Source organism: Pseudomonas sp. MWU12-3088, from assembly GCF_023242405.1.
Taxonomy (GTDB): Bacteria; Pseudomonadota; Gammaproteobacteria; order Pseudomonadales; family Pseudomonadaceae; genus Aquipseudomonas; species Aquipseudomonas kribbensis.
In genome coordinates this window covers 45,347-66,023 of sequence record NZ_JALJEA010000011.1, presented here as the reverse complement: position 1 = coordinate 66,023, position 20,677 = coordinate 45,347, and the positions used below count along the sequence as shown (strand labels likewise).

20 protein-coding genes are annotated in these 20,677 nt (G+C 62.7%); 3 read left to right on the top strand and 17 right to left on the bottom strand.

All coding sequences use genetic code 11. The features are described 5' to 3' along the window. Positions 1-63 precede the first annotated feature (63 nt). The 11 genes from pgaD to M5B98_RS23015 form a co-directional block, all read right to left on the bottom strand. Positions 64-594 carry a poly-beta-1,6-N-acetyl-D-glucosamine biosynthesis protein PgaD gene (gene pgaD / locus M5B98_RS23065; RefSeq protein ID WP_119428556.1) on the bottom strand — a complete coding sequence of 177 codons (531 nt, stop codon included), beginning with the start codon at positions 592-594 and terminating at the stop codon, positions 64-66. Beyond that, positions 591-1,946, bottom strand: coding sequence for a poly-beta-1,6-N-acetyl-D-glucosamine synthase (gene pgaC / locus M5B98_RS23060; RefSeq protein WP_248738709.1), 1,356 nt, complete (start codon positions 1,944-1,946; stop codon positions 591-593). Before pgaC ends, pgaD begins: the two co-directional genes overlap by 4 nt. Position 1,947: 1 nt before the next feature. Next, positions 1,948-3,945, bottom strand: coding sequence for a poly-beta-1,6-N-acetyl-D-glucosamine N-deacetylase PgaB (gene pgaB / locus M5B98_RS23055; RefSeq protein ID WP_248744086.1), 1,998 nt, complete (start codon positions 3,943-3,945; stop codon positions 1,948-1,950). 12 nt (positions 3,946-3,957) lie between these two features. After that, positions 3,958-6,441, bottom strand: a complete 2,484-nt coding sequence (gene pgaA / locus M5B98_RS23050) for a poly-beta-1,6 N-acetyl-D-glucosamine export porin PgaA (protein ID WP_248744085.1) — start codon at positions 6,439-6,441, stop codon at positions 3,958-3,960. 257 nt (positions 6,442-6,698) lie between these two features. Beyond that, on the bottom strand, positions 6,699-8,210 hold the full coding sequence (locus M5B98_RS23045; protein WP_114880958.1) for a YdgA family protein: 1,512 nt from the start codon (positions 8,208-8,210) through the stop codon (positions 6,699-6,701). Positions 8,211-8,409: 199 nt separating this feature from the next. Next, the gene (locus M5B98_RS23040) at positions 8,410-9,045 is read right to left on the bottom strand and encodes an NADH:ubiquinone oxidoreductase subunit N (RefSeq protein WP_085712637.1); all 636 of its coding nucleotides are present in this window, start codon (positions 9,043-9,045) and stop codon (positions 8,410-8,412) included. A gap of 93 nt (positions 9,046-9,138) precedes the next feature. Further along, positions 9,139-10,581: an efflux transporter outer membrane subunit gene (locus tag M5B98_RS23035; RefSeq protein ID WP_248744084.1), complete on the bottom strand. Its 1,443-nt coding sequence runs from the start codon at positions 10,579-10,581 to the stop codon at positions 9,139-9,141. Further along, positions 10,578-11,465: an HlyD family secretion protein gene (locus tag M5B98_RS23030; RefSeq protein ID WP_248744083.1), complete on the bottom strand. Its 888-nt coding sequence runs from the start codon at positions 11,463-11,465 to the stop codon at positions 10,578-10,580. Before M5B98_RS23030 ends, M5B98_RS23035 begins: the two co-directional genes overlap by 4 nt. After that, positions 11,462-11,671: a DUF1656 domain-containing protein gene (locus M5B98_RS23025; protein ID WP_007957657.1), complete on the bottom strand. Its 210-nt coding sequence runs from the start codon at positions 11,669-11,671 to the stop codon at positions 11,462-11,464. Before M5B98_RS23025 ends, M5B98_RS23030 begins: the two co-directional genes overlap by 4 nt. After that, positions 11,668-13,731 (bottom strand): FUSC family protein, encoded by a 2,064-nt coding sequence (locus M5B98_RS23020; RefSeq protein ID WP_085712634.1) that lies wholly within the window; start codon positions 13,729-13,731, stop codon positions 11,668-11,670. The genes M5B98_RS23025 and M5B98_RS23020 overlap by 4 nt, the downstream gene beginning before the upstream one ends. Further along, on the bottom strand, positions 13,728-14,156 hold the full coding sequence (locus tag M5B98_RS23015; protein ID WP_085712633.1) for a MarR family winged helix-turn-helix transcriptional regulator: 429 nt from the start codon (positions 14,154-14,156) through the stop codon (positions 13,728-13,730). Before M5B98_RS23015 ends, M5B98_RS23020 begins: the two co-directional genes overlap by 4 nt. 173 nt (positions 14,157-14,329) lie before the next feature. On the opposite strand from M5B98_RS23015, the gene M5B98_RS23010 reads away from it, so the two are divergent. Continuing rightward, positions 14,330-14,530 (top strand): hypothetical protein, encoded by a 201-nt coding sequence (locus M5B98_RS23010; protein WP_085733407.1) that lies wholly within the window; start codon positions 14,330-14,332, stop codon positions 14,528-14,530. Between the two features lie 9 nt (positions 14,531-14,539). On the opposite strand, the gene M5B98_RS23005 is transcribed toward M5B98_RS23010, so the two are convergent. Beyond that, a complete protein-coding gene (locus M5B98_RS23005; RefSeq protein WP_065257452.1) occupies positions 14,540-14,785 on the bottom strand; it encodes a DUF2789 domain-containing protein in 246 nt (81 codons plus the stop codon). A gap of 129 nt (positions 14,786-14,914) precedes the next feature. Continuing rightward, positions 14,915-15,376: an aminoacyl-tRNA deacylase gene (locus M5B98_RS23000; protein ID WP_085712631.1), complete on the bottom strand. Its 462-nt coding sequence runs from the start codon at positions 15,374-15,376 to the stop codon at positions 14,915-14,917. Positions 15,377-15,550: 174 nt separating this feature from the next. On the opposite strand from M5B98_RS23000, the gene M5B98_RS22995 reads away from it, so the two are divergent. Beyond that, positions 15,551-16,102: an NfeD family protein gene (locus M5B98_RS22995; RefSeq protein ID WP_248744082.1), complete on the top strand. Its 552-nt coding sequence runs from the start codon at positions 15,551-15,553 to the stop codon at positions 16,100-16,102. Positions 16,103-16,104: 2 nt separating this feature from the next. Further along, positions 16,105-16,863, top strand: coding sequence for a slipin family protein (locus M5B98_RS22990; RefSeq protein WP_114880952.1), 759 nt, complete (start codon positions 16,105-16,107; stop codon positions 16,861-16,863). On the opposite strand, the gene M5B98_RS22985 is transcribed toward M5B98_RS22990, so the two are convergent. From M5B98_RS22985 to M5B98_RS22970, 4 genes are read right to left on the bottom strand one after another with little or no spacing between them, the layout of a single operon-like run. Next, the gene (locus tag M5B98_RS22985) at positions 16,829-17,803 is read right to left on the bottom strand and encodes a sulfotransferase (RefSeq protein WP_248744081.1); all 975 of its coding nucleotides are present in this window, start codon (positions 17,801-17,803) and stop codon (positions 16,829-16,831) included. The genes M5B98_RS22990 and M5B98_RS22985 overlap by 35 nt on opposite strands. After that, positions 17,791-18,576, bottom strand: coding sequence for an aspartyl/asparaginyl beta-hydroxylase domain-containing protein (locus tag M5B98_RS22980; protein WP_248744080.1), 786 nt, complete (start codon positions 18,574-18,576; stop codon positions 17,791-17,793). The genes M5B98_RS22985 and M5B98_RS22980 overlap by 13 nt, the downstream gene beginning before the upstream one ends. Continuing rightward, positions 18,573-19,178 (bottom strand): adenylyl-sulfate kinase, encoded by a 606-nt coding sequence (gene cysC / locus M5B98_RS22975; RefSeq protein WP_248744079.1) that lies wholly within the window; start codon positions 19,176-19,178, stop codon positions 18,573-18,575. Before cysC ends, M5B98_RS22980 begins: the two co-directional genes overlap by 4 nt. Next, positions 19,162-20,676, bottom strand: coding sequence for a TolC family protein (locus M5B98_RS22970; protein WP_248744078.1), 1,515 nt, complete (start codon positions 20,674-20,676; stop codon positions 19,162-19,164). Before M5B98_RS22970 ends, cysC begins: the two co-directional genes overlap by 17 nt. Position 20,677: the final 1 nt, after the last annotated feature.

The following is a 20,677-nucleotide window of genomic DNA, read 5'->3' as shown; positions in this document are numbered from 1 at the left end:
AGACTATAGCTGTACCGTTCGTGCCGTGGCAGTGGCAAATGACGCCCATTGGTATCACCGCGCTTACAGACGGTTCGTCGGCTCACGGTTATCGTCGTCCTCGGCATGCAGAAAAATCACCCGCGGATGCTCCAGCGGCGCCAGGGGTGGCGGCAGCTCAGCCGGTTCCACCGGCCACAGGTGCGGCACCACGTGGCTGACATCACCGTCCTGATTGTTGTGGATGGTGATGACGCCCGGGCTGCGCAGCTTCTGCAGGCGGTCATCGCACAGCTTGAAGCTTTTGCTCAGGCCATCATCGTCGACCACCGGGGCGGCCAGACGACGCTGGGCGAAACTGCGGCTCTTGCGCTGTTGATAACGGGCCCAGGAAATCAGGATCACGGCATTGACCAGCGCCACCCACAGGTAAACCTGCAAGGTCCCCAGCGCTTCGAACGCCGAGTTGTCGATACGCGGCCCGCCGGCATGGGTTTCAATCAGCGGCCACAGCCCGCGCACCAGCAGATACAGCAGGCCGACCCAGGCCAGCACCGTGAGGATCACGTCGATCACCACCAGGAATGGCCGCTGGCGGGTCCGGATGATTTTCATTTGATGACCTCCTCTTCGTCGTCGCTCGCCGGTTTGATGCCCCGGTCCGGGCTGACCCAGCGCGCACGCTTCTGATGCTGGCCGAACAGCACCTTCGGAAAGCTGACCAGCGTGGTCAGCAGACTGATGAACCAGAACACCAACGGATACCAGACCACCCAGAACATGGTTCTGCCCAGACCCGGCTCATAGCGTCGGTCGATGATGATGCTGACCGCGAACTGCACCAGGCAGACAAACGCCAGCAACAGTCCGGTAAAGGCCGGCGGCATCAGGTGATGCACGGCAATGGCTTCGGGCATGACCATGAACTTGCCCATCCCCCAGAAGATCACCGACAGCAGGAAGGTGAACGCCCAACCGGTCGACAGGCAGTATTCGAACAGCAGCGGCCACAGATAACGGTGACGGTACTGCCAGATCCCGCGAATGTTCTTGAACAGCACTTCGGCGCCGCCCTGGGCCCAGCGCAAACGCTGCTTCCACAGGCCACGCAGGGTTTCCGGCATCAGGATCCAGCACAGGGCGCGGGGCTCGTAGAAGATGCTCCAGTGGTCCAGTTGCAGCTTCCAGCTGATGTCGATGTCTTCGGTGATCATGTCCGGGCTCCAGTAGCCGACCCGGTTCAGCGCCGTGCGACGGAACGCGACGATCACACCGGACACAGTGAAGATCCGCCCGAAAACCCGCTGGGTACGTTTGATCAGCCCGATGATCGAAGAAAACTCGCCGACCTGGACCCGCCCGACCAGTGTCGAACGCGTGCGAATCCGCGGGTTGCCGGTCACCGCGCCAAGCCGCGCATTGTCGAGCATCGGTGCCACGAGATAAGCGGCGGTGTTCGGCGCCAGCAGCGCGTCACCGTCGATGCACACCAGATATTCACTGCGCGCCGCAATGGCGCCCATGCGCAGGGCCACGGCCTTGCCCTGGTTTTCCGCCAGGTGCAGCACCCGCAGCCGTGGGTCTTCCTTGGCCAGCGCATCCAGTACTTGCGCGGTGTTGTCCTTGGAACCGTCGTTGATCGCGATGACTTCGATGTTCGGGTAATGCTGGGCCAGCGCCGCGTGAATGGTGTCGGCGGCGTTATCGCCTTCGTTGTAGCAAGGGATCAGGATCGAAATCAGCGGTTCGCCTTCCAGCGGTGGCGGCAGCGTGTCGTCTTTCCACGGCCAGTGCCGCTCCCAGTGCAGCCAGAAATACAGGCCGCCGGAAATCCACAACCCGGACATGAACAGCGGGTAGAAGAACACGAAGTCCATCAGGAATTGCCCGGTGACCAGGAAGATCAGCCCCAGCGGGACGCCAAGGACGATCGCCAGAACAAGCAGGGCCAGCAGTCTATCCAGCATGTCATGGATTCCATTTGTTGGAGAGCGCTGGCCGCACCGTTTTCAGGTCCGGCAGGTTCTCGAGGAAGTTGTCCGGGTAGTAGCCGAAACTCGTCGCGCCCTGACGCTTGAGGCGGCCCATCCAGTCGGCCAGTTGTGCACCTTCGATGTCGGCCTGGTCCTTTTTCGTCCAGTCCCGGGCCTGCAATTCGAATACCGTGCGATCCAGCGCTCCGGGGCGCTGTTTGATCTTCGCCACCAGTTCTTCCAGCCACGGGCCGGATTGCGCATGGGTCTGTTTTTCCATGAGCGGCATGGCCATCGGCGCTGTCCAGTCGTAGCTCACGAGGAAGTCGTCGAGGTTCTGCGCGAACCACGCTTCGCTCTCGGGGTTGAGAATCGGCTCGGCAAAGATGTTGCGCGCAGTCAGCACCTGCGGGCCACGGATCGCCCGGACCTTGGCGGTCAGTTCGTTGGTGAAGTCGATCAGGTAACGGCTCTTGAACCGGGTCCAGCGCTGCATGGCCGCCGGATCGTCACGCAGGGCGGCAATCGAGCCCGGCAGGCCGTGGGCAACATAGGCCTTCAATGCTTCGGGGCTGGCATCTTCGAAGTCCGACAGCACGGCGTCATCGTGGTAGAGGATGCCGTCGACCGAGGTCAGGCGCGCCACGTCTTCGTAGATCTCACCGATGAGCCTCCGCACTTCGGGGTCGAACGGCGACAGTCGCTTGTACTGATCCGGGTCGACCGACGTGGTGCCGGTCTTCGGATCCCAGCGCGTGACACGCGGCAGTTTCGAATCCAGCGCAAAGCTCAGCACCGGCATCCAGGCGAACACTTTCACGTGGGCCCGGGTGCGCAGTTGCCAGGCGACACGGTCGAAAATATCGGCACGCACCGGCAAGTGGCGGTTGGGGAAGTACAGCGAATGCACCAGGCCATCGCCTTTCGGATCGGCGAAGGCTTGCAGGAACACGGTGTTGGCGCCCATGTCGGCCATGCGCTGGATCAGCTTGCCGAGGTTCACTTCCTGCTGCGCCGGATCCGGGTCGTAGACGTTGTCCAGGTCGACGTGCACCACACGCATGGCGAAATCCGACTGCACCGCGACGATGCTGTTGGCGAAGTGCTCGCCATCCGGGTCGGACGCAACGAGGAATCGCGGGCTGCTCATCAGGTTGTCGAGGGCATCGAGACCGTCGTCGAGGGTCAGGGCCATTTCGTAGCCCTGCTCACTCACCACAGTCAGCGAAGTGCCGTCCGCCGTGCCGTAAGGCCAGACCCAGACCCGTGGCTTCTTGCCGGTGGCCTTGCGGATTTTTTCCGAGATGGTGGCCACGTCGGTGCGGATCCGCGCCTGGAAATCCGCCTCGGATTCATAGCGCTTGGTCACCGGATCGTAACGCCGGGTCGCGGCCGCCGGCTGCATATTGCCTTGCGGGTTGGCGAGGATGCCTTTGTGGCTGGCGTCGGTGTGGGCGGCGATTTCCACCAGGCCGGATTGCGAGATTTCGCGCACCTGATCCCAGGTCAGGAAGTCGGAACGCGGGCGCATGGCGCCGGCAAAATCCACTGGCTGATTCAGCGGAGTGTCGATCCAGACGCCCACCGGTGCCAGCAGCGCATGCCAGTTATAGGCGCGCAGCACCGGCATCACACGGGTGTAGAAACTCGCATAACCATCGTCGAAGCTGAGCAGGATCGCTTTGGGCGGCAGTTCCGGCCCGCCCTTGCGCGCGGCCATGATCTGATCGACCGTCACCGGCTTGTAGTTGTTTTCCCGCAGCCAGGCCAGTTGCTCGATCATGCGCTCGGTGCGCACCGCCACCACGGCCTGATCGGGATCACGGTCTTCGATATCGTGGTAGGCAATGCCCAGCACGTGGTTTTTCGGCCATGGCTTTTCATTGGCCGCCAGCGGACGCTCGGACGGCGGCGCGAAGGCCGGGGCTTGCTGGGCGCAGGCGCTGACCAGCAGCACTCCCAGCAGAAGGATGAAACGCGAAATCAAAGGCATCTTCAAACTCTTCTAGAAGCGGAAAGTGAGGTCGACGAGCAGACGCAGATCGGTTTCCCGATCACCGTCGTAGGGCCGGTTGATCACACTGAACAAGCCGCCCACCTCGAATACGTCGTTCCAGGCATAACGCTGGCCGTAGCCGAGCATCGCCATGCCGCCGGTGCCGTGATCACGCTGGCTGTACGTACCCGCACCGGCCTGGAACTGCTGGCTCCAGGAGGTTTCGTAGCGGTGGTAAAGCACGTGGTTGACGTTGACCGTCGGCATCACGCTGAAGTCCGCCTTCGGGTTGTAGTAAGGCACGTCTTCGGAATTCGAGTTGTGGCTGGTGCTGACCTCCAGACCGGCATCGACCTGCACATGAGTGGTGCTGTAGACGCCCTCGCGCCCGGTCAACAAGGCTTCGACGCGGTTGTTGCCGTCACTGAAATGCGAGGGGCTGACCGACAGTTTCCACTCGCGGCTTTCGTTGGCGCGCCAGCGAATGAAACCGCTGCCGCCGTTGGCCTTGATGTTGCTGTTCAACGCGCGCAGCGGGGTGTCCGCCGACAGGTATTCAAGACTGCCGCCGTACTGCCAGTTGTCGTTGATATCCCGGGCAATCGCCAGACGGGCGCCCTGCTTGTCGCCATAACCGTAGGAATGGTTGGAGACTTCCGCTTCGAGGGTCATGTCGCGAGTACGACGCTCCAGACCGACACGTTGGAAGCGGTGATTGCCGGTACCCTCGGCGAAGTCGCCAGTGGCGTAACCGATCCCCGCGAACACGCGCCAGTCCTCATCAATCGGCGGGCTGTACAGCGTGCTCTGGATGCCGAAGTCCCGGCTGCCGCTGACCGCGCCGGCATTGCCGCCGCTGCCGCCATTGGCCTTGCCGCCGTAGGCTTCGACGCGCAGCTCGGACATGTCATGCACTTCACGCTCGCGGGCGGCGCGCTGCACCTGGCGGTTGTCCGGGAAACGCTCGACGACATCGTCAGTCAGGGCATCCATCTGCCGCCATTCCTGAAGCGTCATGGCGGTGCGGGCCTGAGCGACTTCCAGGCCCATGTCCCGGGGCACCATGCTCTCGACTTCCTTGAGCTGGCTTTCGGCGCGACGGGGCCATTGGCGGGCCAGATACAGATCGGCCTGGGACAGGCGCAAGCCGATATTGCCCGGCGCCTGATCGACCAGCGTCTGCAAGCGATCCTCGCCATGGGGCAGGTCCGCGCCGTAGGTGCCGGCGGCCTGGGCCGACAGCAATTGGGCGTCCATCCAGTCGTCGCTGGGGTTGCCGATCGGCAGGCCCTTGAGTTCGACGCGTGGTTTCTCGTTTTTGGCCAGGTCTTCGGCGACCTTGCGTGCCTCTTCCGCCCGGTCGCTTTCCAGCAACGAGTAATACAGCGCGGTAGTGTCTTCGAGGCGATCACCGGCATCGGCGTCCGGTGCCGAGAGCACTTGGCGATACAGGTCGGTGGAAACTTCCGGTTGCCGCTGATCCAGATAGGACGCGGCCACCCAGCGCAGGGCGTAGGTCGGAATCTTCACGCCTTCCGCTTGCAGCTTCTGATATTCGGTAATCACGTCGGCAGTGCGCGCCCGGGCCTTGAGGGCGCCCATGCGGTCGATGCGCCAGCGGGTCACGTCATCGTGGGCGCTGGCGTCAGGAGTCCAGGTGGCGAGCAGCTTGTCGTAGTCGGCCAGCGCACGGTCGGCGATCACGTAGCGTTCTTTTTCGCTGCGGGTGGCAAATTCGGCGAGACGCACGCGTTCTGCGGCCAGGTCGCCTTCGAGGCGGCGCAGGGTCACCGGATCGATCAGCCCCGGCCGCTGATTGGCCAGGCGCAGTGCAGGCTCGGGGAGGCGGGCCTTTTGCAGGGCCACCACGTATTCACGGGCGACTTCCGGTTTGCTGCCGGCACGAGTGAAGGCTTGATCGTATTCGAACAGTGCGTCGTATTGTTTGCCGGCACGGGTCAGGGCATAGCCCAGTGCGAGACGGCGGGAAGGATCGTCAGGCTTGGCGGCAACCAACGCTTTGGCGCGGGCCACGGCTTCATCAGGTTTGCCGGAATCAGCCTGAGTGAGCGCCAGACCCAGTTGCAGGTCGGCATTGTTCGGCTCCAGCGCCAGGGCCTTGTTGTAGACCTCGGTGGCCTGATCCCAGCGCTTGAGATTGCGATAGGCCCGGGCGGTGGCGGTCAGGGCCTGGATCGGCAATGCGCGACCGCGCCCCTGAGTCTCGTAGACCTGCACCACTTCGGCGTCGAGCCCGGCCCAACTGGCGATTTGCAGGTGATCGCTGATCTGCCCGGTGGAGGCTTGGGCCGGCGGCACCTGACGCAAAGCGGTCAGCGCAGGCGTGTAATGCCCTGCCCGGGCATCGAGCACCATTTGATCGTAGGCCGTATCGGCCAGCGCGAGCGTCGGCCAGAGCAACTGGCTGCACAGCGCGACTCGAAACAAAGGGCGTAAACCACGATGTAATACGGGAACATCAGTACGCGGCATTCGTCAGCATCCTTACATGGCCAGCCGGGTTGCAATGCCCCCCCTTGCCCGATTCGTGACGGAGGCCAAGTCGGATTCACTCGGCCAAGCTAATCCAAGCAGTCTTGCACGCAAGCGTAGACCAATATTCAGAACACAATATTTGTTCAGATTCGTGACCGAAAACGCGGGGGCTCGCCGCAAACGCAGATTCCAGACAGCAAAACGCCCGACGTTTGCGGAAGGCAAGGCCGGGCGCTGCGGTGTTGCGCGGGGTTTTACTGTTCCTGGCTGACGCTGACGCCGGCAAATTTGCTCATCAGGAATCCGACGAATTGCTCGACGGTCATCTTCTGACCGTTGAACTCCACCTGATTGGCGGCGTAATGCAATTTGGTCGTCACATTGGTGCCGTCCAGCGTTGCCAGCTGCGAACCGACGGCCATGCCGGAGAACATGTCGGCGGCGGCGCTGGCCTGGTCAACGATGGCTTTGGCGTCGGTCTGACCGTCGATCTGGGCCTGCACGCTGAGCAGATCCACCAGCATTGGCTTGGACACCTGCACATTGAGGTCCAGCAGGGCGATCAGCTGTTTGCCCAGTTGATCCGGCGGCAGGTCCATCGAGGCCGGTTTGGTCAGGTCGAGCACCAGATTGGCACGGCTTTCACCGTTGGCGGTTTTCAGCGACAGGTCTTCCAGCGCCAGTTGCGGGCCGGCGGCCAGCAGTTTCTGCATGTCAGCCTTGACCTGGGCGGACTCGGCTTCGGTCAGGTTCAGCTCGGGCGCCGGCAGGCCGGCGGCGGTGGCTTCAGCGGCAGCTTTTTCGTACGGCTGCAGCTTGGTCTGGTAGATCTGCATCAGCGACAGGGCCGACGGAATGTCGAGATTTTTCAGGCTCATGGCCAGGTTGGCCGAGCCGATTTTCTTGTCGTTGAGGGTCACTTCGCCGATTTTATAGTCGGCACGACCGGAGGCGTTGCTGCCGTTCTCTTCGGTGAGGTTCTTCATCTCGAAGTTCTTCACGCCCAGCACCAACTGCTTGGCGCCGAAAGTGGTCTTGCTGCCGGTCAGCTCGAGGGTGTTCTCGCCGGTGTAGTAGCCGTAGCTGCTCTTGTTCAGGTTGCTGGCCAGGGTCAGGCCGTTGAGTTCGATCTGCACCGGCGCCTGATCCTCGGCCACGGTGGTCAGGTGCAGGCTGTCCATGTAGCCGTTGGCCTTGACCTTCTGCGCCTGGGCGCTGGCGGAAATGTCCATGTTCAGACCGGAAAACTTCAGGCTCGACTTGTCATCCAGCGCGGTTTCCAGCGGCAGCAGTTCGATGTTGCCAGTGGTGGACTGGTCGTAGCCGATGTTGACCACACCCTTGAGTGGCGCAGCGCCCTTGGTGGCGGCGAACCATTTTTCGGTGACCGGGGTCTTTTCCAGCTCGTAGTGACTGGTGGCCATGACCGGCAGCCATTTCAGCGAGACCAGACGCGAGAACGGCAGCGGGCCGTGTTCGATGTGGTCGACGAACAGCAGCTCGACCGGCGCTTCGCCGAACATCTCGCCTTCACCCTTGAGGCGATAGTGCGCGGTGCTGCTGAAGGTGTGACGCTCCAGCGATACCAGCTCCAGCGACGCACTGCCGTTGGAACCGGCCATGGCGGTCTGCAGCTCTTTGTTGGCGTCGACGACGGCGTTGTTGAGCACGCCTTCAATCTTGGTGCCCGTATACCAGGCCCCGCCGACGCTGATGGCGCCGATGGCAACAACGATTCCGAGAAGCACGCCTGCTGATTTATTCATGAATGACCTGATCGATTTCCGTGGCTGAAGGTGTGGTCGTCTTCCGTGAACCCGTGACCGGGCCGTGGCTCGACTCCGCTGAATTTAGCGGTGGAGATTAGCACTGGCCGCGCGGGACGGCCCAATGTTTAAAGGTTAAAGAGTGTCCACGGGACATGGACAAACAAAAAGATCGCCGGGTTCGGCGATCTTTTCGGGATCAGGAATATTGGACCTCGATCTCATCGAGCTGATGATCGAAGCTTTTCAGCCTCGCGGTCCAGGTGTACACGAGCACCTCGAAATCCCGGTCGATCACCGCCCCGCCCGGCCCGTCGCCGCGCGGATCACAGAAATCCAGTTGATAACGCTCGCGGGCCATGGCCGTGGCCACATCGGACAGCTCACGGGCGTTGTTCAGCCAGTGCCAGCCGTCATCGGCGACCTGCCTGTCGAGTTCCAGGCATTGTTTTTTCAGGGCTTCGAGGCTTTTTTCCAGCGGGGTGCCGGTGAGTTCGCCCATGACCTCGGCGAAGGTGCGTCCGGGTTGCCAGTAGCTGCCCCAGAAGTAGCGGTCGAACACGGTTTCGACTTTGCGCAGCGCGACTTTGGTGTCCCAGATCAGCAGCAGGGTCTTGCTTTGCTCAAGCTGGCGTTTCTTGAGTCGTTGCACCTGCACCAGCGACCAGGCCACCACCACGATCGCCATCACCGCGATCAACGCGGTCGCGCTGTCGAGGAAGACCATCGCCTTGTCGATCTGATGGGCCAGCATGATGCCGTAGAAATAGGTGGCAGACAGCAGCACCAGTGCGACCAGGGCGCACCAGAAGCCGAGAGCGTAAGGGTTTTTCATTATTGGTTTCCCCTAGACCTGCGCTAGCAATGTGCACTGAAAAGGCGCCTTGCTCAGGGCGCCCCTCCAACACTTCAAAGCATAGCAACGGCCTCAGGGTTTGCTGGCGCTCGACGCTTGCGTTCGTCCGCTTTCCCAACCGCCGCCGAGGGCGAGGAACAAATCGATCTGGCTCATGGCAACCTGGGTGTTGGCGGCGGCCAGTTGCGCAGTGACATCGGTGTAGGTGCGAGTGGCTTGCAGGTCGGCAAGGAACGACTCGCGGCCCGCCTGGAAGAAGCGGTGAGTCTGGTCAGCCGCCAGCTTCGCCGACTGCTCGGCATCGGCCAGGGCATCGCGGCGTTGCAGCAGCGCGGTGTACTGGGCCAGACCGGTCTGGGTTTCGCGGATGGCGTTCAGCACCACGCCGTCGAAATGTGCCAAAGCGCCCTGGGTCGAGGCTTCAGCTTCGCGGATACGTGCCCGGGCGCCGTTGGTCGGCACCTTCCAGCTCAGCGACGGGCCAAAGCCCCAGCGGTTGGTCGACGGGTCGCCAAGGTCGGAGACAATGCCGACGGTGCCGATGGTCGCGCCGATGCTGATGTCCGGGTACAGCTCGCCGGTGGCGATGCCGATGCCGGCGGTTGCGGCGGCCAGGCGACGCTCGGCCTGGCGGATGTCAGGCCGACGCTTGAGCAGCGCAGCACCATCGCCGACCGGCACCAGTTGGGCGATTTTCGGCAATTCGGCGCAGGTTGCGGTGCCGGCCGGCAATTGATCGACCGGTTTGGCCAGCAGCATCGACAGACGGAACAACCCGGCCTGACGCGCCGCTTCGTAGCGCGGCAGATCGGCGCGCAAGGACTTGAATTGGGTCTGCGAACGGGTGACCTGGGTTTCGTCCCCGCGCCCGGCATCGCGCAGGCGCTGGATCAGCGTGGTGCTCTGGGATTGCAGGTCGAGGGAGTGCTGGGCGATTTCCCGTTCTTCGTTGGCCGCGCAGACCTGGGTGTAAGCCCGGACCACATCGGCGACCAGGGTGATGCGCGCGGTGTCGGCGGCGGCCTGGGTCGCGTCGGCGTTGGCTTTCGCTGCTTCGATCCCGCGCTGAAGGACGCCCCACAGGTCGAACTGGTAGGAGGCGCTGATACCGATGTCGGCGACGTTGGCCACCGGGACTTTCTCCGGCAGCAGGAACGCCTGACCAGCCTCCTGCAAGCGCTGGGCACCCATTTTCACGCCGCCGCTCCAGCCACCGGCTGCCTCGGCTTCATCGACCTGGGCACGGGCCCGCGACAGGTTCGCCGCCGCCACCCGCAGATCGGTGTTGGACGCCATGGCCTGCTGCACCAGTTGGTCCAGACGCGGATCGCGATACAACCGCCACCAGTCCGCCGGCACGGGAGTAGAAACCACAGGCTTGCCGGCCACCGCCAGATCGCCCTGAAAATCCTTGCGCTGAATCGCCGCATCACCCGGCAGTTGATAGTCCGGCCCGACCATCGAGCAGGCCGACAACATCACGCCCAGACCGGCGATCATCAGGGCCCTGCTCATTTCGCGGGCTCCTGCTGCTGATCGTCGATGATCGACACGGTGGCAGTACGCCCGGCGATCATGCGGAAGTCTTCCGGTACGTCGTCAAAGGCGATACGCACCGGAATCCGCTGGGCCAGACGCACCCAGCTGAAGGCCGGGTTGACGTTGGGCAACAGGTTGCTGCCGCTCGAACGGTCACGGTCTTCGATACCGGCGACGATGCTTTCGACATGCCCGCGCAAACGGGCTCGGTCGCCGATCACGCGGATATCCACCGACTGACCGATGTGGATGCCGTCGAGTTTGGTCTCTTCGAAATAGCCGTCAATGTGGAACGAGTTGCTGTCCACCACCGACAGCACCGGACGCCCGGCGGTGACGAACTCTTGCGCGCGCGGCGCACGGTCGTTGACGTAGCCGTCCACCGGGCTGCGGATCACCGAGCGGTCGAGGTTGAGCTGGGCGCTGTCCACCGTCACCAGCGCTTCGGCCAGTGCCGATTGCGCGCGAGCGACTTTCGACTGACTTTCTTCCAGCTGCTCGGCCGGCACCAGATTGCCCAGGCCACGGTTACGCTTGGCTTCACGCTGGGCCTGAGCCAGGGTTTCTTCGCGGTCGGCAACGGCTGCCTTGGCCTGACGCAACGCCAGTTTGAAACGGTCCTGATCGATGCTGAACAGCACCTGGCCGCGTTTCACCAACTGGTTGTCCTTGACCTCGACCTGCTGGATCAGCCCGGACACGTCCGGGGCGATCTGCACGATGTCGGCACGGATGTGGCCGTCGCGGGTCCAGGGCGCGAACATGTAATACATCACCATGCGCCAGACCACGACGACGGCGAAAGCCACGATCAGCAAGGTCAGCATCACGCGACCGATAGTCAAAAACGGTTTTTTCATGTCATCAGGTATCGACTGAGTGAGTCCACGCCGTACAGCATCACGGCGTAGAGGGCCACGTTGAACAATGCCCGGTGCCAGACCAGACGGTAGAAATGCAGGCGTGTGAGCACGCCGTGTACCAGCACGAACAGCACGTAAGTGATGCCCATCAGCACCAGCAGGGTCGGCAGGAAAATGCCGCTGATGTCCAGGTCACCGATCATAGGGGCGCTCCTTCGGGCAGCGGTTCTTCGGGCTCGGCACTGGAGACGAATTCGACGCCGGGCAACAGCGCCAGACGCAAACCGCTCAAGGCGTGCAACAGGTGTAGTCGGGTTTCTTCATCGCCGTGGCCGTTGAGTGCGCGGCGGGTGCGGTCCATGGTCATCAGCAAGGCGCTCGGCGCCGGCAAGCGTTCGCCGGCCTTGAGGCAGGCGCGGAAATACTCGCCGACCTCGGCCACCACTTGCTGCAACAACGCATTCGGCGCACCGGTCACGCGCGGGGTGTAGGCCAGCAGGTCGAGCAGGTTCAGCCCCACCCGCACTTCGCGCATGGCGATGCCGGTGTCCTGGCCGGTCAGCGCCAGACGCGGCAGGTGCTGCATCAAGCGGTCGAGCAACTGCACGCCCAGTTGCCGGTGCTCGGCGAGGTTCGCCGGTTCGGTCATGCTGACGATGTCTTTCCAGCTGAAACGGGTCAGGCGCTTGGCCGCCAGTTCGGCACCGAACGGCCGGGCAATCAGGGTCCAGATAAACGCGAACAACAACCCCAGCGGCCCCGCCAGGTTGGAGTTGGCGAACGCAAAGAAGTCAGCGTCGTAGGCGCCCTGGATGCTGATGAACGACGAGGTGTTGACCAGTGTCAGCAGCATGCCGAGGTAAAACCGTGGCTGCACCGTCAGGGTACCGACGCAGATGAACGGGATGGCAAACGCCAGCACCAGCATCGGGAAGTCGTGCAGGTTAGGCAGCACCAGAAACAGGTACAGACTGGCGAACAGCACCGACATCCCGGTCCAGAAAAAGAACCGGTAGATCTGCGGCGCCGGGTCGTCCATCGAGGCAAAGAAACTGCACGACACCGCCGCCAGAATCACCGCGCTGCCGCCGTCGGTCCAGCCCAGCAGAATCCACAGCGTCGAAGCGACGATGATCGCCAGAATGGTCGACGCCACCGAATACAGCATCAATCCACGGTCGAGGAACGGCGTCAGACGACCGAGGCGCCAGTGGCGGTAAACCGCGCGCCAGCTGTCCTGACGCTCGCACAGGATCGCGTCCTGCAGACTGCGGCAGTCCTGCCACAGATCGATGAATTCGCCGAGGCGGTACAACGCGTTGGAGAACAGCAACTGTTTGCGATCTTCCAGGGCTTCGGCGCTCGGTTGCAGGGCTTCGAGCTGATCCCGCAGGGCTTGCCAGCGGTCGAGATCGGCGTCTTTGTAGCCGAGCCATTCGCGGGTGGCGGTGAGCAGCGGCGCGAATTTTTCCACCAGTTCCGGCGTGCGCCGTTCGAGGGCGTAGAGCGAATCCTCCAGCGCATCGATAACCGGCAGCAGATGAATCATCCGCCCGCGCAATTCCTTGGTGTTGCGCACCGTCTGCGGCCGCGCGCCTTCGTGGGGCAACTGGCCGATCATCAATTCCAGGCTGTTGAAACTGCCGACCATGGCCATGCGCAGGGCGGTGACTTCTTCTGGGTTCACGTCGCGGCTGAGGAATTTCAGGCTGTAGGTCGTCGCATCGGCGAACCACTTGCCCACGGCATCGTTGAACACCGGCGCCAGGCGCCGAGGCCAGAACATCGCGCCGACCACGGCAGCGACCGCGATGCCGAGGAAGATCTCTTCAGTCCGTGCTTCCGCCACGTCCCACACGGCCAGCGGGTTATCCACCACCGGCAGGGCGATCAGCGGCAAGGTGTAGCCGGCGAGCATCAACGCATAGTTGTTGGCGGTGCGCAGATGCAGAGACAGGAACAGCAGAATCCCGGTCCACAACGCGATGACCACCACCAGCACATAGGGGCTCTGGACAAACATCGGCACGAACAGCACTGCCGCAGCGGCGCCGAGGAACGTACCGATCGCCCGATACAGCGCCTTGGAACTGGTCGGCCCAAGGAACGGGCTGGAAACGATGTACACCGTGGCCATCGCCCAGTAAGGACGCGGCATCTGCATCAACAAGGCGATGTACAGCGCGATCATCGAGGCCGCGAAAGTACGGATCCCGTAGAACCAGTCGCGAGCGGGAGGAATGCCGGAAAAAAAGCCGTTCACGGATGGGTCACCGCTGGCGGACTGGCCGCCTCGAAAGCCCTCAATACTCGAAGCGTAGCTTCCAGATCGCTCCGGTCGATGCCTTCGAGCACCTCATTGCGCAGACGCACCAGCTCGCCTTCCACCGCCTGCACCAGTTCACGGCCGGTGTCGGTCAGGCTCAGGCATTTTGCGCGGCGATCCTGCGGGTCTTCAGTGCGGCAAACGTAGCCGGCGTGGCACAACTGATCGAGCAGCCGCACCAGCGAAGGACTCTCGATCCCTGCCGCTTGCGCCACCTGCACCTGATGCACGCGCTCCCCCAGCCGCCCGATCATCAACAACGGGACGGCGCAGGCTTCGGAAATTCCATAGTTGACCAGCGTGGTCTGGCAGATCTTCCGCCAATGCCTGGCGGCCACCACCATGGCACTGCTGATGTTCATCTGGAGGGATTCGAGGTTGTTCGGCACGAAGGAATGCACACACTGTTAGTTTGCTAACTATCAATATGGCATTGGAGGGGAAATTCAGTCAAGTTTTGAAACAAAATGCTTTGAGCACAAGAAATGACCCTCGTTGAAACTGCGCCGACACCGACACCCGAGAGCACTGAACCATGACGATCAACTTCACGACCGAGAACCCGAATTCCGAAGAACATCCGATTGAACGTCTGCCCGATACATCTGCGTACGCGGCATTTTTAGAGCAAAAAGTCAGCATCGCCCGTGAGTCAATGGCCTCCGGAATCGGTTTATCCAATCTTGAGATTGAAGCGAAGTTCTCTTCCCTGAGAGCTATGACTGCCAAGGGATAGGTCCGATGATTACCCCGCCCGCCCCTTCCTCAACATCACATCCAGCTGATCCACCACCTCCGCCCAATCCGCATCATCGAGAATCTCGTCCCGCAAAAAATCCGCCTGGCTCTTGGTCCAGAAAAACGCATCGCACAGGTGCAGTTCGGGTTTGAGCGGGGAATGGGCGGCGATGAACTGGTCGATGCTGACCGGGTCGTTGGGCAGGCCGAGTTGTTTGAACAGGGACGGGAGGCTGTGTGTCGGATTTTCCATTGTTCTACTCCTTCGAAGACTCAGTGGATAAAAACATTTCGCGAGCAAGCCACATTCCCACAGATTCATTGCAGAACCTGTGGGAGCGAGCCTGCTCGCGATTGGCGTCGGCACAGACGCTGAAAAAACCTACTGACTCAACTCCCGCACCTGGGCATGGGGCACCATTTTCAGGAACTCGGGCATGCTCATGTGCAGCAGGTTGTTGTGGTTGCCGGCCTCCAGGTAAATATCTTTCTGCCGGGTCACCAGCGGGTCGATGACCATGTCCAGCCCGTAGGAATCGCCCAATGGCGGCACCGCGCCGCGTTCGCAGTCATCGAACAGGTGCGCCAGGGTGCTTTCGCGGGTGATCTGCCACTCGCCACTGGTGCGCACTTTGCTCAGGTCCAGATGGCGGCTGGCGGGCAGCACGGCCATCAGGTAATGCCCGTGGTGGTCGTCGAGGATCACCGATTTGGCCACCCGTTCCGCCGGAATTCCCGAGACCCGCGCCGTTTCCAGGCTGCTGCTCGAGTGCGGATGGGAGACGACGTCGTATTGGCATTGCGCCCGGGTCAGGCTGCTTTGCACTTTTCTTGCCATACGCATGATGCACCTCGGTGCCCGCCGGACGCTGCTCGGCGAGCGATGATGACCGTTGTTCCTGTTCTGGAAAGTCTAGTCGGACAAGCCGCGAATGAAGGTAAATCCGCCCACTGGCGACGCTGGATCTGATCAGAATTCCTCCGACCCCAGGCTCAACTAGACTGATAAGAGAACCCCATGACTCTCCCGGAGGGTCACGTGAACATCCGTCGCTGTGCGTTTGTCCTGTTGATGCTGCTGAGCGGATCGTCCCTGGCTGCGGACATCCCGTTGCACGCCATCGATCCCGTCGGCCTGTGGCTGATTACCCTGGGCATCGCCTTCCTGATCGCCGAAGCCGCGCTGCCCAATTACGGCGTGATTGGCCTGGGCGGCATCGTCATGTTCGTGATCGGCGCGCTGATCCTGAGCAACGCCGAGCTGCCCGTGCCGATGATGATCGGCCTCGGGCTGGTCAGCGCGCTGCTGCTGATCGCGTTGCTGGTTCGTGCCCTGAAGACCCGGCCGCGACACCCGGTCAGCGGCGACGCCGGCCTGGTCGGCAGCGTGACGGCCGTGACCGTCGTAGAGTCGCCGGACACCCGCAATGGCTGGGTGCAATTGCAAGGAGAACGCTGGCAAGTGTCGAGTGCCACGCCGCTGCACGCCGGGCAACCGGTGCGGGTGGTCGGGCGCAAGGGCTTGTTGCTGCAAGTGGCCGCGGCTGACGCGGCACCGCTCGGAGAGTGATCATGGGTCTGCAAATCGGTTTTGTCGCGCTGCTGCTGTTGCTCATTGCCCTGGCCGGCTCGACGTTCCGCATCCTGCGTGAATACGAACGTGGCGTAGTGTTCCAGCTCGGGCGTTTCTGGCAGGTCAAGGGGCCGGGGTTGATCCTGTTGATTCCGGTGGTACAGCAAATGGTCCGGGTCGATCTGCGCACCATCGTCCTCGACGTGCCGCCGCAGGATGTGATCACCCGCGACAACGTCTCGGTCAAGGTCAACGCGGTGCTGTATTTCCGGGTGCTCGATCCGCAGAAAGCGATCATCCAGGTCGAAGACTTCCTGGTGGCCACCAGCCAACTGGCCCAGACCACCCTGCGCGCGGTACTCGGCAAGCATGAGCTGGACGAACTGCTGGCCGAGCGCGAACAGTTGAACATCGACATCCAGCAAGTACTCGATGCCCAGACCGACGCCTGGGGCATCAAGGTCGCCAATGTCGAGATCAAACACGTCGACCTCAACGAATCGATGGTCCGCGCCATCGCCAGACAGGCCGAAGCCGAGCGGGAACGGCGCGCCAAGGTGATACACGCCGAAGGCGAATTGCAGGCTTCGGAAAAACTCATGCAGGCCGCCGAAATGCTCGGTCGCCAGCCCGGCGCCATGCAATTGCGCTACATGCAGACCCTGAGTTCGATTGCCGGCGACAAGAGCTCGACCATCGTCTTCCCGTTGCCGATCGAATTGCTCAAGGGGATGGCGGATCTGTCGGCCAAGTCGTGAGTGCGCGCAAGCGTTCCAGCGCTTCGTAAGGTGCTCGCGCGCACCGTTCTACTCGCGCCTGCAACAGTGGAGAGGCTTCGCGGCGTTTGCTTTCGCCATCGGCAACAAACGCCTGTGACGGCTGTTTCGCATGTTGTGCCGAAGCTGTCAGCGCCTGTTCGCACTGCTCGGCATTCAGCTGAAAAAACCGCGCCAGACGTCCCGTCATCGCCTCGGGCAACTCACTGTAATTGACCGTCAGCCCGCCGAAATCAGCGCAGTGCAAGCGCGCCGCTTCCAGCAGGCGTCCGAGCCTGCGGGCGATGAAATCTTCGCGCCCCTCGAATGGCAGGTCGTCGTCCAGCACGCACTCGCCAAGCAGGCCGGGCACCATGTGCATGCCGGGGCGACGCAGATGTGAAACGGCGATTTCCAGCGGATCGCGATAGACAAACAGCCATGGCGTATCGGGAAAGCATTCGTGGAGCAGCGGCCATTCACCGATGTTCCAGGCGTCAAGCTTGATCACCAGCCGCTGCTCCATCCCGCGCCGGTGCTGACCGTAGGCCGAGAGCAACCCGGCGATGGCCGCACGGCGTTCGACGGCCGGCAGATCGCTGCGCAGCAAGGTATCGAGGGGCGGCGGTTCCGAGATCACGATGTGATCGTCGAGGCGGGCGAGCATCTGGCTGATCAGCGTCGATCCGCAACGCGAGGCATGCAGGATGAAGGCGCTCGGCGCCAGGCCGGGACTGAGCGCCTGCCACTCCGTAAGCGCCGACAACGGGGTTTGCCTTCGGAACGCCTGGTTGAACGGCAACTGCAGCGCCTGCTCCACCGCCTCCCGAAAAAACGGCTGGTGCAGCGGCGTGTTGCCAAACCAGCACCAGTCCACCTGCCATTGACCGGCACTTTTCCAGATGCGGATCGGCAGCCAGCCGTCGAAATTCAGGTTCGCCATTGTTCGTTCCACGACCGGCGGCCGTTGCGCATCGCCGCGTGCAGTTCTTCCCGGGAGAATGACAAGCCACGCTCGGCGGCCAGCGCCAGTGTCTGGCTGATGAACGCTTCAGGGTCGTGCAACGCCTGCAGGGTCGCCGACAACGCGGGATCCGCGACCAGCAGACGCTGAAAACGCTGCAATGCCGAATCTTCGGCATCAGGCTGCGGCGTACTCAGCAAACCGTCGGCAATCATCTGCTCCAGCCAGGCGCCGGGGCGACAGTCGAGGACCAGATGAATGCGTGCCGTGCTGTCGCGATTGTCGACCCGATGCGGTCGCGCAAGATCTAGAAACCAGCACTCGCCTGCCACCATTGGCATGCGCAATCCATCGAGCCAGAAATCCACGGCGGGCGGACTGAGCAATGGAATGTGCAACCGCAGATCGGCGTCCGGCCCGTCGAGGTCGTAATCTCGATGCTCATGAATCTGCCCGCCGGGCCCGAGTCGCAGCAATCGCGCACTGACGATCTCCAGCGGCAGATCCTGCAGCGCCTGCTGCCAGCGGAGGTCATTCAGCCAAGGGGCGCGCTGCACAGGCTCGGCGGTTCCGGGAGATAGTTCGGTCAACGCATCGGCCGCGGAAATCAGGGCCACTCCACTCCAGTCGCCGGCGAAATAGGCCGTGTTGAAATGCCCGCGCCAGGAATCGTTTTCAATCGCTGCCAGTGCCTGCAACAGCAACGGCAGATCCACCGTCACCGGCAGTCGCGAAAACGCCGGCCGGCTCATGTCCTGGGCAACACCGCAGATTCGCCGAGCCAGGTCAGCAAGCGGTCAAGGCAGGCCTCGACCGTCAGCGTTCCGGTATCGAGCACCAATGAGGCCTGAGCCGGCGGTTCGTAAGGCGCCGACACGCCGGTGAACCCAGCCAGCTCGCCGCGTCGCGCCCGGGCGTAATGCCCTTTCGGGTCGCGCTGTTCGCACACCACCAGCGCGGCGCTGCACCAGACTTCGCGATAGTCATCGCCCAGGCGTAGGGCGAACACTTCGCGCAACTCCACCAGCGGCGCGATCATCGCCAGAATCACGATCTGCCCGTTCTCCACCAGCAACGCCGCCAGTTCACTGGCGCGGCGGATGTTTTCCAGCCGGTCGGCATCGGTGAATCCCAGGTCGCGGTTGAGCCCGACGCGCAAACCATCGCCGTCCAGCACCACACTTTGCTGACCACGACTGAACAACTCGGCATGCAGCGCCTGAGCAAGGGTCGATTTGCCCGCCGCCGGCAACCCGGTCAGCAACACCGCCGTGCCGCGATGACCGTTGCGGGCCTCGCGTTGCGCACGGCTGATGCTGGCGGTCGGCGCCAGCACATCACTTCGCGGGGGCATGGACCACCGGCACCGAAATATCCCCCGAGGCCCACGCCGCTTCGCGGTTGGCCAGCGCCGTGGCGATCGACTGCACCTCGGTCGACTGCACCTGATCCGGCAGCGGATCGAGGCCGGCACTGGCGAAGATCTGGCCATAGGCATTACGCAGATCGGCGTAGGACAGGTCACGGCGCAAGTCCGCCTGCAGGTTGTTCAGTTCACCCTGGATCAGATCCAGTTCGCCGATGCCCGCTGCCTGATGACGGTTGCGCAACTGACCGACAATCTGCCCGTCGATGTCCGACAGTTGCTGGTTGGTCTTGAACTGACGCAGCGCCTCCTGATAGTTGGCGTTGGCCACGTACAGTTGCGCCAGCACCGCAATCGACATGGCCTGACGGCGTGCGGTGGCGACTTCTTCGCCGGCCTTGGCCACATCGATGGCCGCGGGAGCGGAGATCACGTTGAACAGGTTCCAGGTCACTTTCACGCCGTAGTCGGCCCAGCGGTCGTTCACCAGGAACGAGTTGCTGTCGTAGTGGCCGCCGGCGGAAAACTCCAGACCCGGCAGCATGCGCAACATGGCCTTGCGGGTTTCGGCGGCGCTGATCCGGGTCTGGTAATCCTGCTCGCGCAGTTCCGGGCGGCTGGTCAGGGCTTCCTGTTCCAGTTTGGCGATATCGACCTTGAGTTCCGGGATCTGATAACCGTCGTCGGTGGCCAAGGTCAGGTTGGTGCCCATCGGCAGATTGATCAGGGTCGCCAGCTCGGTCTTCGCCAGTGACAGCGCGCGGCGCTGCTCTTCCAGTTGCCGGGTGGCTTCGATCAGCGAACGCTGGTAGCCGAGGGACTGCACCGGATCGCCGATGCGTTGTTCGCTCATGCTTTCGCTGTTGCGCCGGGCAGCATCGACCCGCGCCATCAGGCTGTCGATCTGCTTGAGCAGACGTTCGGCCGCCATCGCTCGCCAATAGGCCGAGCGCACGTCCTGAACGATGGTGTTGATCACCTTGCGTCGGCGTTCCTGAACGATCAGACGCTGGTCGCCCTGCTGCTTGGCGTTGATGTAGCTGACACCGAAATCGAGGACGTTCCAGACCATGGTCAGGTCGGCGACGTTGCGGTCGCGGTCCTGGGAGGTCGACGGTTCCAGGGACTGGGTGCCGGTGCGTACGCTCTGGCTGCTGGAAGCGCTGACGTTGTTGCGCCCGACGTAACCGGCGTCCAGCGCCATGCGCGGCAGCATGTCGAAACTGGCGAGGTCGAGCTGCCGCTTGGCCAGCGCTTCCTCCATGATCTTCAGGCGCCCTTCGAGGTTGTATTTCACCGCGCGGGCCATGGCCTGGTGCAGGGTCAGCGGACCGCGCAACGGTTCCTGGCCCTTGTACATGGTTTGCAGGTCAGATTTGGCCCGTTGTTCGCTGACACTGCGTTCGATCGGTTCACTGGTGACTGCACATCCGCTGATCGCCAGCGCCAGCAGGCTGGCGCCGAACAGTTTCTGACTTTTCTTCATC